This window comes from Telluria sp. ZB4P34, assembly GCF_059686055.1.
This window is the reverse complement of record NZ_JCASIF010000004.1, coordinates 175,473-191,139: the sequence shown is the minus strand read 5'-3', so window position 1 is coordinate 191,139 and position 15,667 is coordinate 175,473. Positions and strand designations below refer to the sequence as shown.

Below are 15,667 nucleotides of genomic sequence, written 5' to 3'. Positions count from 1 at the left end.
AGGAATCGCGATGCTGGAAGAATTCGGCGCTGGAATGCGGAGCGGGGATGCGGAGCGGTGATGTGGAATGGGGATCCGGACCGGAGGGCGTATCAGTCGTTACGGGGATAACGGCGCCGTTCGCCACGCCGGCGGCGTTCCGGCTCATCATAGGCGCGCAGCAGGATCTCGCGCGGGATGCGGCAGTTGTCCAGATAATCGAGGGCGAAGCGCAAGCCCCGGGTTTCCGCCAGGAAGAAGGCGTACTCGGCGGCAACTGCGGTGTCCTCGTCTCTTCGTCGTTGCGGCATGCTTCGCTCTCTGCGGCGCCATGGCGGTGGCCAATGTCCCGCGTGTCAGGTCGGCGAAGGAATTCACCTTCGCCTGGCCGGTACCCCCGATCTTGTACCGGCTTGTTGCTTATAGTATATCCCGCGCCGGTCCGCACACGGTCGAACTTGTTAGCGTTTGTTACAACACAACGGCCGGCACGCGCCGGCCGTTGACAAGGGCGCCGGGCCGGAACGCTTACTGGCGCAGCAGGCGGCGAATCGTCGCCGCCAGGTCTTCGGCCGAGAACTTGGCCACGTAGGCATCGGCCTGCACGTTCCTGACGTGCTCCTCGTTCGTGGTGCCCGACAGCGAGGAGTGGATGATGACCGGCAGGCCGGAAAAGCGCGCGTTCTTCTTGATGTTGCGGGTGAGCGTAAAGCCGTCCATTTCCGGCATTTCGAGGTCGGTCAGCACCAGCGCTACCTTGTCGTGCACGGTTTTGCCCTCGGCTTCGGCGGTATTCGCGATGCTGTTGAGCTGGTCCCAGGCTTCCTTGCCGCTCTTGGCCATGATGAAGGGCAGGCCCATGGCGTCCAGCCCCTGCTCGATGAGGGCTCTCGCCACCAGCGAATCGTCGGCCGCCAGCACGACCGAGCCGGGCTTGATCAAAATTTTCGCGCCGACCGTCTGCTCGTTGATCTCCGGACCGGAATCCGGGTTCATGTCGCGCAGGATGGTTTCGACGTCCAACACCTGGGCCAGGCGGCCCGCCTGGCCGTTCTCTTCCGGCAAACGCGCGATGCTGGTGACCATGCCGCTGCCGGCGGTGCGTTCGGCCGACATCACCTGGCTCCAGTCGAGGCGCACGATCTCTTCCACGCTCTCCACGGCGAATGCCTGGGTGGTGCGGGCGAACTCGGTGACCAGCATGATGTTCAGGCCGGTCTTGGGCTTGACGCCGGCGATGGCCGGCAGGTCCAGCACCTGGATGATCTGGCCGCGCAGGTTGACCACGCCCAGCACGTGCGGCATCGCGCCGGCCACCGAGGTGATCTCGGGCATGGCCACGATTTCGCGGATCTTGAACACGTTGATGCCGAACAGTTCGCTGCGCTCGCCGTTTTCGTCGCCGCCGAGGCGGAACAGGAGCAGCTCGAACTTGTTGTTGCTGGTGAGGTTGCTACGCTCGTCGACTTCTTGTTGAACCGATTTCATATTCCGCCACGAAAAGAATTAATGCCAATGAGAAAGCATTTTACGTGTGAAACATGGCGGAGCGTAAAGACTGCTGCAAGTTTGCCGCTTTTTTCAACTGCTCATCGCCTGAAAACAACAAATTTGACGGCAGCCCCGCTGCCGGCGTGGCTCCGCCGGCCTCAGCGCGCCAGTTCCGGCACGGCCGCCCTGGCCGGAGAGCTGCGGTCGGGCGCAACGAAGGCCAGGCCTTCCTCGAACGAGCGCAGGATCATGTCGACATAGGCCTCGACCAGCGCGCGCTTCGGCAATTGCTCGTCATAGGGCAGCAGTACGGTGACCATGAGCGCTTCCGGCAGGTCGGCGCGCAGCTCGGCGACGGCGGCGCGCCAGGCGTCGAAGTTGTCCTGGCGCGGATAGGTGATGAACACGGTGGAGACCAGGTCCGGGGCGCCCGATTCCGGGCGCTCGACCGGCTTGCCGACCACCACGCTGCGCGCGTCGACGTCCGCTTCGCGCAGCGCCCGCACCAGCAGTTCGGTGAGGAACTCGTCGCGCTCGGACGGCAGCCCGGCGCACAGCACGATCGAGCCGACCGGCACGTCGAGCGAACCCTGCCAGCGCCCGAAACGGGCTTCGCGCATCTGGCGCAGGTGGGCGCCGATATTCGCATCGAGCAGCGGCACAGGTTTGCGCCGGTTGCGGGCGTCGCCGCTGGATGCCGAGGCGACGGTCTCGGCGATGTTGGCGATCACGGCGCGCATGCGCACCTCCTGCGCCTTGTCGATGGCGCCGGTGCCGAGGTCGGACACGGCCATGCGCAGGCCGGGCAGCAGCACGTGGTCGCAATAGCGCGCGAAGCTGTAGCGGCGCACGTAGGCGCGCGCGTCCTTGGTCAGTTCGTCCGCCTCGCCGGCCAGAACGCGCTGGTGGAAGCGTTCGGCGTCGGACATGTTGGGCGCGTCGCCCAGCAGGATCGTGACCGGCGCCAGCGCCCGCACGTGGCGTCCGGCTACCACCAGGCACAGGGTCAGCGGGGTCGACAGCAGCAGGCCCACCGGCCCCCACAACGCGCCCCAGAACAGGGCAGAGACGATCACGGCCAGCGGCGACAGGCCGGAGCTGTGCCCGTATACCTTGGGTTCGATGAAGTTGGCCAGCACCAGCTCGAACGCCAGGAAGATCGCCATGCAGGTGATCGCGAGCGACCAGCCGGGATCGATGGCGGCGACGAACACCCCGATGATCGAGCCTGCCAGCAATACCCCCAGGTAGGGCACGAAGCGCAGTACCCCGCTCAGCACACCCCACAGGATGGCATGCGGGATCCCTGCCAGCCACAGCGACAGGCCGATCACGACGCCGAAGGTGGCGTTCACGACGAACTGCGAGAAGAAGAAACGCGACACGCCCTGGGCCGCGTCGCCCAGGGTACGGATGGTGCGGCTGACCTCGGCCTGGCCGGCCAGGCGCACCAGGCGGTCGCGCAGCGAGCCTTGTTCGAGGAGGATGAAGACCAGCAGGATCAGCACCACGCCGGCCTCGCCGATCGGTCCCCAGACCAGGTTGATGACCCGTCCCAGCGTGTCCTTCATGGTGCGCGGCGTACGCACCTCCACCGGCAGGGGCTGGTTGGGCGTGACCACCAGGTTGCCGCGCCGTACCCGCGCCGCCTCGCTTGCCGGTACCGGGGCCACGGCGCTCAGTTCGGCCTCGATGCGGGTGATCGGACGCTCGACCAGTTCGCGCACGTTCGCCACCTTGGTCTTGATCGCCTTGCGGTACTGCGGCAGGTCGCGCGTGATCGTCACCAGCTGGTCGAACAGGACCGCGCCGATCCCGCCGACGCAGGTGGCGACCAGGGCCACCGCCAGCAGTACGGCCGGCATGCGCGGCAGGCCGACGCGCGTCATGCTGCGCACCAGGGGCGCGAGCACCAGGCTCAGGATCAGCGCGAGCGCCAGCGGCTCGAGCACTTCACGGCCGAAATACAGCAGCGCGACGACGCAGGTGGCGCTGACGACCGTGTTCGCGGTCAGGCGCAGGGAAGGTGGCGAGGCGTTCATGCAGGTGGTCGTCGGCTCATGGTAATGGAAACCGGGTATGTATAAAGGAATTTTGGTGCTTAGCCAAGTAGTTCGGCGCGCCGGCGTGCAGGATACCGTTGCCCGCGGTGCCAACCGAGGTGTGGACTGAACGATCAGGCTTCGGATGCATACCCATTTTTGATAGTCGGAAACACAAGGCAGCGCTAGAATCGGCAACTCCCGTCACCACAACCGCAAGGATGCCGCCATGCGCGCCAGCTTACTCGCTCCACTCTTCGCGGCCATGTTGGCCGTACCCGCACTTGCCCAGGACCCGCCGTCGGTAAGCCTTCCGAGCGATGTCGACCAGGTCCTGCGGGCCTATGAGCGCGCCTGGGCCGCCAACGATGCCCCCGCCCTGGCTGCGCTGTTTGCGCCGGACGGCTTTGCCTTGCCCAGCGGCCAGCCGCCGGCGCGCGGCAAGGACAGCATCCGCCAGGCCTATTCGCATGGCGGAGGCCAGCCGACCACCCTGCGCGCGCTGGAATACCGCGCGGCCGGCGACCTGGCCTACGTGGTGGGCGCCTATGGCCCGGCCGGCAGCCAGCGCGACTTCGGCAAGTTCGTGCTGGTCCTGCGCAAGCTCGACGGCCGCTGGCTGATCGCCGCCGACATCGAGAACGCCAATGGGCGCATGGGGCCGCCGCAGCGCCCGGCGGCGAAACCGGCTGCCTCTTCCGCCCCCGGGGGCGCTGCGGCTGCCGGCTAGGCGGCGCGCACGGCCGGGAAGGCCCGGACAGTCCAGGGCGCGGGCGAGGCAGGGCGCCAGGTCTTCGGCCACTGCCTTGCATAGCGAGGGTGAGCGCCAGGCGCGCATCGGCGGCATCGTGAATCGAATTATTGGTCCGGGTCCGGTTTCACGCGGGCGAACTGGTAATCCGCGGCGGAGCGCTCGAGCGCCAGCCCGAGCGTGTCCTTGAGCTCGTCCGGCGTCGTGCCTTCGGACAGCTTGCGCTGGGCGAAGGTGTTGCGCAAGGTGCGCCCGCCCGATCGGGACAGGTCGATGCCGGCACGCTCGAATGTCGCCCGGACCTGCATGTACACGGTCTTCTTGATCATCTTCCGACCCTCGGCATTGGCAGGGAAGACGAACTCGCCAGGTATTCCCATCTCGGCCCGTTCGCGCAACCAGGCCTGCAGCTCGACGGCGCCTTCGCGCGGGAGCACCGTGACGTGCTCGTGGCTGGTCTGGTGCTTCTGGCGCGGGGTGATGTTGAGTTCGATGGCGCCGTCGAGATCGGCCTGCTGCCCGACTTCGCCGATCAGCAGGCCGATCGCTTCGGACACGCGCAAGCCGGCCAGCGCGATCACCAGCTGCATGGCCCGGTCGCGCCGGCGCTTCCAGCCGTCGAAGGGAGTGACGCGGCGCAACCGGGCCGGCGCCGAGGGCAGGGCGTCGAAGAAGCGGCGCAGCTGCTGCTCCGACAGTGCGCGGCTGGGATCGTCCCGCATGAACTCGGCCGGGGCCGTGGCCAGGATTGCCTCCCGCGCCGGGTTCGGATCGGCCTCGAGATGCTGGTAGCAACGCTCGAGGAGGCGCAGGTACCGGTAGGCGATCTTGCTGTTGATGACGCGTCCGTGTTCGTCTGCGCGGTCGATGAACCGTTTCAGGTCGGCCCGGTCGATCGTGGAGAGGGTCTTTCCCTGCTCCGTCATCCAGTCGCAGAAATTCCGGAACATGTAGGTGTAGATCGTGACGGACTGCTTCGATATGGTCTTGAGCTTGCCGTCTGCCGGCCGGCGCTTGGCCGTATCGGCGAAGTCGAGGCTGACGACGAAGGCCTCGAAGGCCTCGACGGGCTTGTGGTCCCAGGATGAACGCTTGGCCATGATCGAAACGAAGGTGGGGGTGCGGGTACTATAGCATCAAAAATGTAACTAACCCACGAGGTTAGCCGGGTACACCCGAAAAGCGCCACCAGCGCAGGGGCGGCCAGCCGGAACGGCCCATCATCGTCGTGCCTGCCACCGGGCGGGCGGCGTTCCATGCCGATGCGCGCCGCGGCTTGCGGTGGTGTCCGGCGAGGTATAAGCGGAGAGGGCGAGCATGACTGCACAAGAGGCAAGCGCGCGCAGCGCTCGACCTGGTGCCGGGTGAAGGGCGGCGTCACATCCGGTCGGATCGTGTCGGCTCCTTCGCGACCGGACCTGCGGCCATTCGGCACCTGTCCTGCCTTGTCCACGGAGCCAGACCGTGCGTCAGACGTGCAGGTTGCCGTAGGCGGAGCGGTCACCCGCGTCCTCCAAAGGGATGACCGACAGGCTGCCGTCGGTCTCCAGCACCACCACGTCGATGGCAGCGAGCGAGCCCTGACCCTGGCGGCGCACAGCGCCCAGCACTTCGTCAGCCGTCACGCGCACGTCGCGTAATGCGTCGTGCAGCAATTTCCCGTCGCGCAGTAGAACGGTCGGCGCGGTCTTGACGGCCTTGCTGATGAACCGCGAACGCACCGATAGCCAGGTAATGACCAGTTGTAGCATCACCAGCAGGGCCAGGGCAGCCAGGCCGACCGCAAGGCTCACGCTCTTGTTGACGAGGATCGTCGAGAGCGTAGAGCCGAATGCGACCGTGACGACCAGGTCGAACGAATTCATTTTTGATAAGGTGCGATTGCCGCTGATCCTCAGCAACAGTACAAGCCCGGCATAGGCCAAGACTCCGACCGTGACCACGCGAATAACACCGCTCCAGCCGTCGAAAAGCATGAACATCTCCCTGTGAGTGAGACCGTCTTCCCGGCGCCGCCGAAGGCGGCAAGCCTTGTGGACGCTCGTGCTCGACAGCAGAGCCCGGGGCCACCATCTGGCCGTGCTCCTTACGTAGCACGGCTGCGCTTGCGGCTTGCGGCTGGCGACGAACGTGAGCTTCCCTGATCCGGCGGCGCATGAGGTCATCAGCTTACAAGGATCCCTGCCTGCCAGGCGCAACGATGGCTTGTTCCCAGGGGGGGGGGGAGGGCTACCCGATAACTTGCGGCATGTGCGCGGCACAACTCTTATACTGGGGCGTTTCCAACACGGTCGATGGTATATCCAATGAACAATGTTGATCTGGGAGAGCCCGACAGTGGTGCGGAACGGAGCGCTGGATTCGCCCTCAGCCGTGAGCGGCTGCGCTTGCTACGCAAGATCAGCCGCATGCTGGAAACGCCGATGGCGCTGCTGGGGCTTGCCTGGCTTTGCCTGGTAGTGGCGGAGCTTACTCGCGGACTCGGGCCCGCCGGGGAAAACATCACAAGCCTCATCTGGGCCGTCTTCGTAGGCGACTTCGCACTTCAACTTCTCCTGGCCCCACGCAAGCTGGCTTTCCTGCGCCGCAACTGGTTGACTGCAGTCGCCTTGTTGTTGCCGGCGTTGCGCATGTTGCGTTTCGTCCGCTTGCTGCGTGGACTGTCACGACTGCGGGGAGTGCCGCTGGTGCGACTGCTGGCGTCGATCAACCGGGGCATGCGTTCGCTGGGAGACACCATGCAGCGGCGCGGCTTTGGGTATGTCGTCGCGATTACGGCGATCGTGACAGTGGCGGGGGCTGCGGGAATGCTGCACTTCGAGGGCGGGCGCGGGCAAGAGGGATTCCAGGACTTCTGGTCGTCCCTGTGGTGGACCGGAATGATCATGACGACGATGGGCAGCGCACACTGGCCGAACAGTGCCGAAGGCCGCCTGCTTTGCTTATTTCTATCAGTCTATGCCTTCGCAGTGTTCGGGTATGTCACCGGCGTCATCGCAACCTACTTTATCGGCCGCGATTCCGGCGCACAAGCCGATACCGAGGTCATGACAGCGATTCGTGACATGCGCATGGAGCTGGCCCGGTTACGGGCCGAGCTGGCGAAAGAGCCGCCGCTCATCCAACGGTAAACGCAGCCAGGCCACCCCTGGACTCCGTGGTGGCCTCATGGGGGCGGCCGCCCGCGTGCTTCGGGGCGGTGCGTCCGGCCTGCTGCGGAACCTCGCCCGGGCAGGCGGGCCATCTTTCCCGCTGCGGCGCCGGTCGCCAGCCGTTTGTTCGACCCTGTCGTGAAGCAGCACCCAGTGCGTCCCTGTGCATGCGAGCGGTGTACTGCAAGGCGGCGAGCTAATATAGGCTGCCGCCAAGCGCCAGGATCCGTTAGACGGACCATTTCTTCCAGGGTCAACACAGTACAACTCACTTTAATCAGCGCCGGTTGCGTCTGCATTTTGCGATCCGGGACGCCCGGGCCACTGGGTCGATTGCGGAGCTTCGGTAGGTTCCTTCGAATGTTGGGAACGGCCTGTGCCGAGGGAATGTCTTTACCAGAGGGGCTGAAATGCAAGCAAAGGCGATTGCTGTTCGAACTCTCATTCAGGTTAGCGTCACTGCAGCAGTTGTCCTGCTGGTGATGTTGCTACTGGACGCTGCAAAGGTCTTCCTGGCCATGTTTGGTGGCATTCTCCTTGCGATCCTTATCCATGGAACGGCGACGTGGATCAGTGAAAAAACGGGACTATCGCGCGCCTGGGCGCTGGCCATTGCGCTCCTCTCGCCGCTGATATTCTCCGCTATCGCGCTCTGGCTCGTCGCGCCGAATATCTCGGAGCAGGGGGCGGAACTGGCGGATAGAATGCCTAAAGCCGTGTCGCAGCTGCAAGACCAACTACGGCAGTACGAATGGGCAAACCGACTGATCGACCATACCGATCGGATACGTGACGCACTCCCGGGTGACTCCAGTATGGCAAGTGCAGCCGCAACGTTTTTTTCGTCAACATTTGGCGGCGTGGGTGATTTTGTCTTTGCTGTAGTAGTCGGCTTGTTCCTTACAATTAGCCCCGCTGTCTATCTTCGTGGTCTCTTGCACCTTGTTCCACTGGATCATCGTGACAGGACGGAAGAGGTTCTCAACGCGACAGGTTCGACCTTGAGCGCCTGGCTTATGGCAAAAATCATTTCCATGGTGGCGATCGGTATTCTCACTACCTTGGGTCTGTGGGTCATCGGGATAGACTTGGCCTTGGTACTCGGTGTGATTGCCGCGATACTTTCCTTCATACCAAATTTCGGTCCCGTCATCGCACTGATTCCCGCGGCGCTGATTGCCCTGATAAGTGGTCCCGATCAGGTCATTTACGTCGTCATGCTGTATCTTGGGGTGCAAGCATTCGAGAGCTACTTGCTGACACCGTTTCTGCAACAGCGCATGGTTGACTTGCCCCCAGCGCTGACAATCAGCACCCAGGTGCTTCTCGGTTCTCTAGCGGGGATTATCGGAATTATCCTGGCTACGCCGCTGACTGCAGCGGCAATGGTGATGATAAAAATGTGGTATGTGGAAGACCTGCTAGGCGATCGGACGACGGCCGCCGGCGACACCCGGAAGGGGGATGCATGATTTCCACTGATGTATCCTGGACGATCCAAGCACACTTTTGACGCTTGAGGCGGCGCAACAAGCCAAAGCACGTGTGCGCGCGAATCACGTAAAGTACGCATAATCTATATTATGTTAAATACGATCCTTGCGTGGTCTGGTGTCCGTTGGAGAACCGCGCCGAGCACTCCCCGATCGGCCCCGCGCCAGCACCAGGACCACAAATGCTATTGACGTGCGAATGGCGGCTATTGCGTCACCGCCGCATGGCCACGGTGGTCGTGTGGCGATCGGGCTGGCTGCGGCCATGCATCGAGGACATGGCGGTCATGGCCGGTTCCACTTGCACGCGAGCGGCAGAGACTGCCCCTTCATGGCGCAGCAAGCTGCCGGTTCCCTGTAGACGGATCCTGTGTGGTGAAGCATTCAGAATATCGGCCGCGCCTCGCCGGGCACGCGAGGATGTAGATGGACGACATGCTCGCATCAGCTTGTCGCTGACGCAGCACGCACCGCACGCTGTCGCTACCAGGCGGCGCGTCTGCGTCGGCAACGTCGGGATTCCGAAAGCTGTCCGGCAGGCGCCATGGCGGCCTGGCCTGCAGGTTCCTGCGAAACGAGGTCCTTTTGGCGCCAGCAGCGCATATTCCTTCCGCTACGGGAAGCCGCAATCGATGCCGCAGCTGGCGTGCATCCCGGATCGACACCGCGGATCGACATGCCTTGAGCACTACAGGGCAAATGACCCGCGAGCGACCAGTGGTGCCGGAGTGTTTGGTATCGTTGGCGTTGGCATCCTTGGCTCGTCGGGATCGTATCGACGCGCCATGGATCTGCTTGCCTAAATCCAGGTGCTGGTACGGTGCTCGATGCGCCTGTACCGCGGGTGCCGTCGAATTCCTCGGCAAGCTGGCACGGGCTCCCGATCCCGTTGCGCGCGCGCGTGACACCCGGCCTTTCCTCGGCTAGGTTTCAAGAATGGATACCAGGCAATCGGATAAAAGCGAACTCGACATTACAGGAAATAATGTCGATCGAGAGATCGAAGTGCGAAGTCAGGCAACAAGGCGCCGGTTTCTCGCCTTTCCGGCCTGATTGATCAGCACTCTACCAAGCCGAATCTGCTAGCCACCATAGTGGAAGTCCCTAGAAATCCGGAAAACGCACAAGATTGACCTGTTCACCCCACGCTAGCGTTGACGCCCTTGCCGCGCCCCTGGCTCTTGCCGCCGCGGTGCGGATGAGGCTCGATGAATAGCTGTACTGCCGCGGGGCCGTCGAGCTCGCTCCCTCGCAGGCTGCCGATTGTCGCCTGCCCCGTACCCTGCTCGATGGGTGCCCGCACCATGGCAGCAGCATGCGCCGCAGCTCCCGCGTCGGCAGGTCGTTCGCCGACGACGACTCCCCTACCCTGGCGCTGCCTGTCCGGATGGCGCGAACGATGTTCTACTCCGGAACGCCTCAGCGCTTCCACCCTCTCCCATGTCGACAGTGGACGGCGCCAAGCAAAAAAAGCCGCGGGCTTGCGCCCGCGGCTTTGTTGCGACAAGTTCCTGAAACTTAGAACTTGTGGTTGTACTCGACCGTGAAGCGCGCGTAACGCGGCGTCTGGGTCGACAGGACACGCTGGTAACTGTCCAGCAGCGTCGGGGTTGACCCGCTGTTCAACTGCTCCGAGATCGACTGCACGGTCTCGCGGTTCATGACGTTGAAGACATCGAGCTTCACCGACATGCCCGGCAGGAACGACGGCATATAGGCCAGGTTCATGTCCAGGCGCGTCGTCCATGGCAGGCGGCCTTCCGATCCGCGCGGCGCCGGACGGCCGAAGCACGTGGCGTAGAACGAGCCGTAGCTGTGCGCGGCGGGCACGCTTGCGTCGGAACCCAGGCAGTTCTTCGGACGGCCCGACTGCGCCAGCAGATTGCCGCCGACCATCCACTCAGGGGTGATCTGGTAGAAGCCGAAGGCTTTCAGCTGGTGGCGGCGGTCGTTCGGCAAGGGGCCGTACTTGCCGCGCATCAGCTCAGGTTTATCCCAGCTGATGGTGTGCGACACGTCGAGCTGGCCGATGTCCGACTGGGTCTGGCCTTCCGTGTTGCCCTCGTTCTTCGACCAGGTGTAGTTCACGCGGCCATACCAGCCGTTGCGGAACGGGTGCTCCAGGAACAGGTCGATCGCCTTGTAGGTACGCTTGGCATCGTCGAAGCCCAGGTCGGCCTTGCTCAGCTTGACCTCGGTCAGGTTGGTGCCGGTATTGGCGAAGTCGACCAGGAAGGTGTTGTCCTCACCCGGATTGAAGGCTGCGCAGCCGAAGCCGGTCCACTTGCTGGTGTTGACGTTCGGGTTGCGCGCCAGCCATGCCAGGAATGGGCGGTTGTCGCAAGTGTCGTCGATGGTCGACTGCAGTTTGCGGTAGGTCGCGCGGGCGCCGAAGGTCAGGTCACGCGAGAGCGCCTGCTCGAAACCGAGGGTCAGCTCGTCCTGGAAGGTCGGGCGCAGGTTGGTGGCGGCGACGGTTTGCGGATGCTTGCTCTGGAAGTACTCGTTGTTGGTCGAGAACGGCGCCGGCGCCAGCGGCACCAGGCCCTGTGGAGCGCCGGTGACCGGATCCACGCCGGTATAGGTGAACGACTGCGTCGTGAACAGCGAACGCGAGGCGCCGCGCACCGAGATATTGGTCGGCACTTGCACGAAGTAGCGGCCGGCGGTACCGAACACCTTCAGCGACGAGTCGCCGTTCACGTCCCAGGACGCCGCGAAGCGGGGCGCGATCTGGTCCTTGATGTCCATGAACTTCTGCTTCTCGCCGTTGCGGTTCTCGAACTGTTCGTTACGGATGCCGAGCGTGAGCAGCAGGTCCTTGTTCACCTGCCAGCGGTCTTCGATGTATTGCGCCGACTGGTCCGAGTAGGCGTCGGTGATCGAGGTGAACTTGGTTTCGGTCACGTAGTAGCCCTGCAGGCCGTAGCCTCCCCCGCTGGCCGGGGCCACGGTGACGTTCTGCAGCACGATCGGCGTGGTTGGCGACGACGAGCTGCGCGAATAGGTCCACAGGCCGCCGCCGGCGCGGAACAGGCCGGCGTCAACCGAGCTCAGGCGGTTCTCGTCGATACCGGCGCGGAGCGTGTGGCTGCCGAGCTTGTATTCGATGTCCAGGCGTGCCGACTCGACCGTGTCCTTGCCACCGGTGCGCGGCACGTTGCCGCTGACCGGATTCGGGTTCGGATACGACAGGCCAGGAACGCGCGCAGCCGGTGTGGATGCAACCTGGTACACGTTCGGATTGATGCCCGGGTAGGTGCCGTAGGTGTTGACGTGTTCGGTCTTCGAACGGCCGTACAATGCCGTGACCGTCAGGTCTTCCGTGATATTGCCGGTGTACTTGGCAATGTTGATGATGCCGCCGACCGGGGTTTCACCCGAGAAGTTCTTGTAGTGCTCGCTCGCGCCGATCGCGCTGCTGACCGCGCCGCTGGCGTAGTCGTAGCCGTACAGGTACTTGTCCTTCTTCGACGTGTCACCGAAACCGGTGTACTCGATGCGGTGGTTATCGTTGATGTTCCAGTCGAGCTTCACCAGGTAGCGGGTGGTATCGGTTTCCGAATCTTCCCAGCCGCGGGTGCCCACCGAGGTGCCGGTGCGCAGGCCGGTGATCGGGTTGGTGCCCGAGAAGTCGGTACGGGTCTGTTCCAGCGACCCGAAGAAGAACAGCTTGTCCTCGATCAGCGGGCCGCCGACGTTGACGCCGATGAGCTTGCGATCGGTTTCGTTGGTGGAACGGCGACGGTACAAGGTGCCGTCCGTCGCAGCCGTGTTGGCGGCGCCGACGGTCGGGTAGTAGATGTCGTCCTGGCCGGCGGCCAGTTGCTTTGGTTCCCACTGCGCGATGCCGCCCACTTCCCAGCTGTTGGTGCCGCTCTTGGTCGTGATATTGGCCACGCCGCCGACCGAACGGCCGAATTCGGCGCCGAAGCCCCCGGTCAGGATCTGCGCCTGGCCGATCGCCCCGTACGGCAGTTCCATGAAGCCCAGCTGGGTCAGCGGATTGGTGACCGGGAAGCCGTTCACGTAGTAGGAGTTTTCCGATACCGCGCCGCCGCCGAAGCTGTTGGCGCCGCCCGGATAGCGGTTGTCGCCCTGGGTCGTGTTCGGGGCGATCAGGATGATCGATTCGACGTTACGTGCGATCGGCAGCTTGGCCAGCTGGGCGGCGGTAAAGATGGCGCCGTTGTTGGTGTTGGTCACGTCGATGGCGCGGCGGCGCGCGACGATCTGCACCTGCTGGGTCGTGAACAGTGCTTCGGCGCCCTGGCCGATCAGCACTTCGACTTCGCGGGTTTGCACGACCTTACCGTCGCGTACCAGCTGCACCGAATAACGGCCCGGCGGCAGCGAGGTGGCCAGGAAGCGGCCATTGCCTTCCACCGACACGGTGCGGCGCAGCTTGGTGTCGAGGTTTTCGACGATGACGGTCGCGCCGGCCGGGCTTTCCACTGCGCCGTACACGTTACCCGTGGTGTTCGACTGCGCCAGCACCGTCGAACTCATACCCAGCGACAGAGCCGTTGCCCCGAATGCGAGGGCAAGTGCACGCGCCAGTTTGGTATTTACTGCCATGAAAATCTCCTATATGTGAATCCGCTCCCCATCGGAAGCAGCCTGAATCCTCCCCTGGCCATGCGCGACATTTGCTGCCTGCCCGACGATAGGAGGAATGTCACAATTGTATTTTGTAAAAATCACAGCAGCGAATAGCGCTTGCAAAATAGAAATACCAGATATATGCATGCATATAGAATGCAAACTATCGATCTACGCAAATATCCGGAAGATGTATGTCAAGGCGGCGGCGTTCGGCGCAGTTCGCGTACTGGCCGTGTTCCAGTAGTCCCGGCCGATTGGGTCGGGCTTGTTGTAGCGACGCCACGATGGCGAGGACGGCGAGTGGCCGGGTCTGCCTTTTGGCAGAGTCGACCACCCCTCCTTCGCAAGATGCCGTACCCGGCCGAACGAGCGGCCGGACAGGGGGGATTGACAGGTCTCAGGCCGTGCGGCGGCGGCGTGCCAGCAGCGCGGATGCGACGGCCGCGCCAAGCAGGAAGATCGATGCGGGTTCGGGAATGTCGCGGTCCAGCGCATCGCTGCCGCCGAAGCTTTCCGGCGTCGTAAAGTTCGGCAATCCGTCGTAACCGACGATTTCGATGCTGTCCAGGCGGTCGGTGCCAAAGCGCACCCTGGTCGGGAAGGCCATGCCGTCATAGCTTCCGACCGCATGCCCGTACATGCTCGCGTAGTGCGGATGGTTGCAGTACTCGGGGTCGATGGCGCAGTACGGATTCCAGTTGTGGCCGACGTAGGCAAACGGTTCGGTGTAGCCGTCGTCGAAGTCCACGTACACCGGGCCGGTCTCGTCTTCACCAGGCAAATAGCGGCCGCCGCGGAACTTGATGTAGAAGTTCTCTGTGCCCAGCGCGGCGCGCAGCCTGGCCTGGTCGATGTCCAGTACGGCAGGGCCAGCGAGATAGGCGCCGCGCGGCCGGTACTTGACCACCGCGTTACTGAAGCTCAGGCCGTAGTCCTGGCCCTTGCGATTCAGGCTGTCGCGGCCCCCGTTGTAGTACTCGCCGATGTCGTCGCCGTAGACAAAATTGCTCAGCTCAATCTTGATGCTCGATGCAGACGCATGCGGTCCGTACGCCAGCAGCGCGGCGGCAGCGCAGGCAAGAAGTGGTTTGATCATGTCGTTCCCCGGAATTGTTATGGAAACCAGATCAGAGCAATATATATGCCTGCTCAAATATTGTTGCCGCTTCAGTCACTTGCTGCAAATTGTCTTGCTGCTCGGAACGCTCATGTAAAGATTCCCGACACTGCGTTGGCGGATCAGGTACGCCACAGGAGTGCGGATGCGTCGTCGGCCTGCTTGACCGTGATCGAGGTGCCGGCCTGCGACTTGGCCTCATGGCGCCGCAGTTGATCCAGCGCCGCCTGCAGTCCCTTCTGCTCGCACAAGGCGAACAGGCTGGCTGGCGTGTGCAGCGCATAGGTGTCGACCAGCCGGTAGAAGCCGTCGGTCATGCAGAGCACGGATGAGCCGCGCGGCGCGTCGGCCAAGGCTGCGCGCGCACCGAAGGGCCCGTTCGGGCGAAGGCACAACACCTGAGTGCCCGCGACCGTGTTCTGGTAGGTGCGGCGCGCACGCAGCATCGGGGTCAAGCGCGCCTTGCGGGCGGCGCCATCCACGACGCCTTCGGCCTGGAGCCGGGCGATTTCAGCCTGAAGGATCGCTTCCTGCGGATTGACGAAGGGATCGAGGTCGTGGATGGCGCCGTCTGGCGTACGCATCAGGGCCTTGCAGTCTGCAAGGCAATAGAGACCCAGGCGGTGGCCCTTGTCTGTCTCCTGCGCGCGCACCCAGGTCAAGGCGCCGACCGGCCATGCGTACGCCGGCACGTGCTGGTCGCCAACCCGTTTGCGATATTCCTGGTCGACGGTCTCGACTGCCGCGCGCACCGCCGCCTCCTGGCCGAGGCCGGCCGCGACCGTAGCGCCGAGCGCGGCCGCAAACCGGGCGACGAACCACACCACGTCGCCGTTTGCCGGATCGACGTAGTCGCGCTCGGCCACCGGGCTGCCGCCGTCGACGATCACGAGATCGGTGCCGGCAGGCGTGTGAAAGCTGCCGGCCCAATCCTCGTTATGCTGCGCTGTTGCGCCGGACGATACCACTTCGATATGCATTGCCACGCCTTCGGAAAACGTAAAGGGCAAACAGCCTCTTCGGAAGCCGCCATGATA

Annotated in this window: 11 protein-coding genes; 3 read left to right on the top strand and 8 right to left on the bottom strand. The window is 63.8% G+C overall.

The window, feature by feature from the left end; translation table 11 throughout:
• Positions 1-92 precede the first annotated feature (92 nt).
• The 3 genes from AC56KL_RS09860 to AC56KL_RS09850 form a co-directional block, all read right to left on the bottom strand.
• Positions 93-290, bottom strand: a complete 198-nt coding sequence (locus tag AC56KL_RS09860) for a hypothetical protein (RefSeq protein ID WP_497179974.1) — start codon at positions 288-290, stop codon at positions 93-95.
• Positions 291-507: 217 nt separating this feature from the next.
• Entirely contained in the window at positions 508-1,467 is a 960-nt protein-coding gene (locus AC56KL_RS09855; RefSeq protein WP_497179973.1) for a chemotaxis protein, read from the bottom strand.
• Positions 1,468-1,628: 161 nt separating this feature from the next.
• The gene (locus AC56KL_RS09850) at positions 1,629-3,512 is read right to left on the bottom strand and encodes an AI-2E family transporter (RefSeq protein ID WP_497179972.1); all 1,884 of its coding nucleotides are present in this window, start codon (positions 3,510-3,512) and stop codon (positions 1,629-1,631) included.
• A 229-nt stretch (positions 3,513-3,741) separates the two neighbouring features.
• Here AC56KL_RS09850 and AC56KL_RS09845 point away from each other — a divergent pair, with 229 nt between their 5' ends.
• Positions 3,742-4,242, top strand: coding sequence for a YybH family protein (locus AC56KL_RS09845; RefSeq protein ID WP_497179971.1), 501 nt, complete (start codon positions 3,742-3,744; stop codon positions 4,240-4,242).
• Between the two features lie 128 nt (positions 4,243-4,370).
• On the opposite strand, the gene AC56KL_RS09840 is transcribed toward AC56KL_RS09845, so the two are convergent.
• Positions 4,371-5,363: a tyrosine-type recombinase/integrase gene (locus tag AC56KL_RS09840; RefSeq protein ID WP_497179970.1), complete on the bottom strand. Its 993-nt coding sequence runs from the start codon at positions 5,361-5,363 to the stop codon at positions 4,371-4,373.
• A 369-nt stretch (positions 5,364-5,732) separates the two neighbouring features.
• Complete coding sequence (locus AC56KL_RS09835) at positions 5,733-6,239, bottom strand: DUF421 domain-containing protein (protein WP_497179969.1); 507 nt, start codon at positions 6,237-6,239, stop codon at positions 5,733-5,735.
• Positions 6,240-6,569: 330 nt separating this feature from the next.
• Between AC56KL_RS09835 and AC56KL_RS09830 the strand changes: the two genes are divergently transcribed.
• Both AC56KL_RS09830 and AC56KL_RS09825 read left to right on the top strand, forming a co-directional pair.
• Complete coding sequence (locus tag AC56KL_RS09830) at positions 6,570-7,394, top strand: ion transporter (protein ID WP_497179968.1); 825 nt, start codon at positions 6,570-6,572, stop codon at positions 7,392-7,394.
• Between the two features lie 431 nt (positions 7,395-7,825).
• On the top strand, positions 7,826-8,887 hold the full coding sequence (locus tag AC56KL_RS09825) for an AI-2E family transporter (protein ID WP_497179967.1): 1,062 nt from the start codon (positions 7,826-7,828) through the stop codon (positions 8,885-8,887).
• Between the two features lie 1,539 nt (positions 8,888-10,426).
• On the opposite strand, the gene AC56KL_RS09820 is transcribed toward AC56KL_RS09825, so the two are convergent.
• From AC56KL_RS09820 to AC56KL_RS09810, 3 genes are all read right to left on the bottom strand, one after another.
• The gene (locus AC56KL_RS09820) at positions 10,427-13,486 is read right to left on the bottom strand and encodes a TonB-dependent receptor (protein WP_497179966.1); all 3,060 of its coding nucleotides are present in this window, start codon (positions 13,484-13,486) and stop codon (positions 10,427-10,429) included.
• A gap of 424 nt (positions 13,487-13,910) precedes the next feature.
• Positions 13,911-14,609, bottom strand: coding sequence for a PEP-CTERM sorting domain-containing protein (locus tag AC56KL_RS09815; RefSeq protein WP_497179965.1), 699 nt, complete (start codon positions 14,607-14,609; stop codon positions 13,911-13,913).
• 143 nt (positions 14,610-14,752) lie between these two features.
• Positions 14,753-15,610: a hypothetical protein gene (locus tag AC56KL_RS09810; RefSeq protein WP_497179964.1), complete on the bottom strand. Its 858-nt coding sequence runs from the start codon at positions 15,608-15,610 to the stop codon at positions 14,753-14,755.
• Between the last annotated feature and the right edge of the window lie 57 nt (positions 15,611-15,667).

Coding starts and splice junctions, on each gene's coding strand:
- AC56KL_RS09860 (WP_497179974.1), bottom strand. CDS start 290: ATGCCGCAACGACGAAGAGACGAGGACACCGCAGTTGCCGCCGAGTAC.
- AC56KL_RS09855 (WP_497179973.1), bottom strand. CDS start 1,467: ATGAAATCGGTTCAACAAGAAGTCGACGAGCGTAGCAACCTCACCAGC.
- AC56KL_RS09850 (WP_497179972.1), bottom strand. CDS start 3,512: ATGAACGCCTCGCCACCTTCCCTGCGCCTGACCGCGAACACGGTCGTC.
- AC56KL_RS09845 (WP_497179971.1), top strand. CDS start 3,742: ATGCGCGCCAGCTTACTCGCTCCACTCTTCGCGGCCATGTTGGCCGTA.
- AC56KL_RS09840 (WP_497179970.1), bottom strand. CDS start 5,363: ATGGCCAAGCGTTCATCCTGGGACCACAAGCCCGTCGAGGCCTTCGAG.
- AC56KL_RS09835 (WP_497179969.1), bottom strand. CDS start 6,239: ATGCTTTTCGACGGCTGGAGCGGTGTTATTCGCGTGGTCACGGTCGGA.
- AC56KL_RS09830 (WP_497179968.1), top strand. CDS start 6,570: ATGAACAATGTTGATCTGGGAGAGCCCGACAGTGGTGCGGAACGGAGC.
- AC56KL_RS09825 (WP_497179967.1), top strand. CDS start 7,826: ATGCAAGCAAAGGCGATTGCTGTTCGAACTCTCATTCAGGTTAGCGTC.
- AC56KL_RS09820 (WP_497179966.1), bottom strand. CDS start 13,486: ATGGCAGTAAATACCAAACTGGCGCGTGCACTTGCCCTCGCATTCGGG.
- AC56KL_RS09815 (WP_497179965.1), bottom strand. CDS start 14,609: ATGATCAAACCACTTCTTGCCTGCGCTGCCGCCGCGCTGCTGGCGTAC.
- AC56KL_RS09810 (WP_497179964.1), bottom strand. CDS start 15,610: ATGCATATCGAAGTGGTATCGTCCGGCGCAACAGCGCAGCATAACGAG.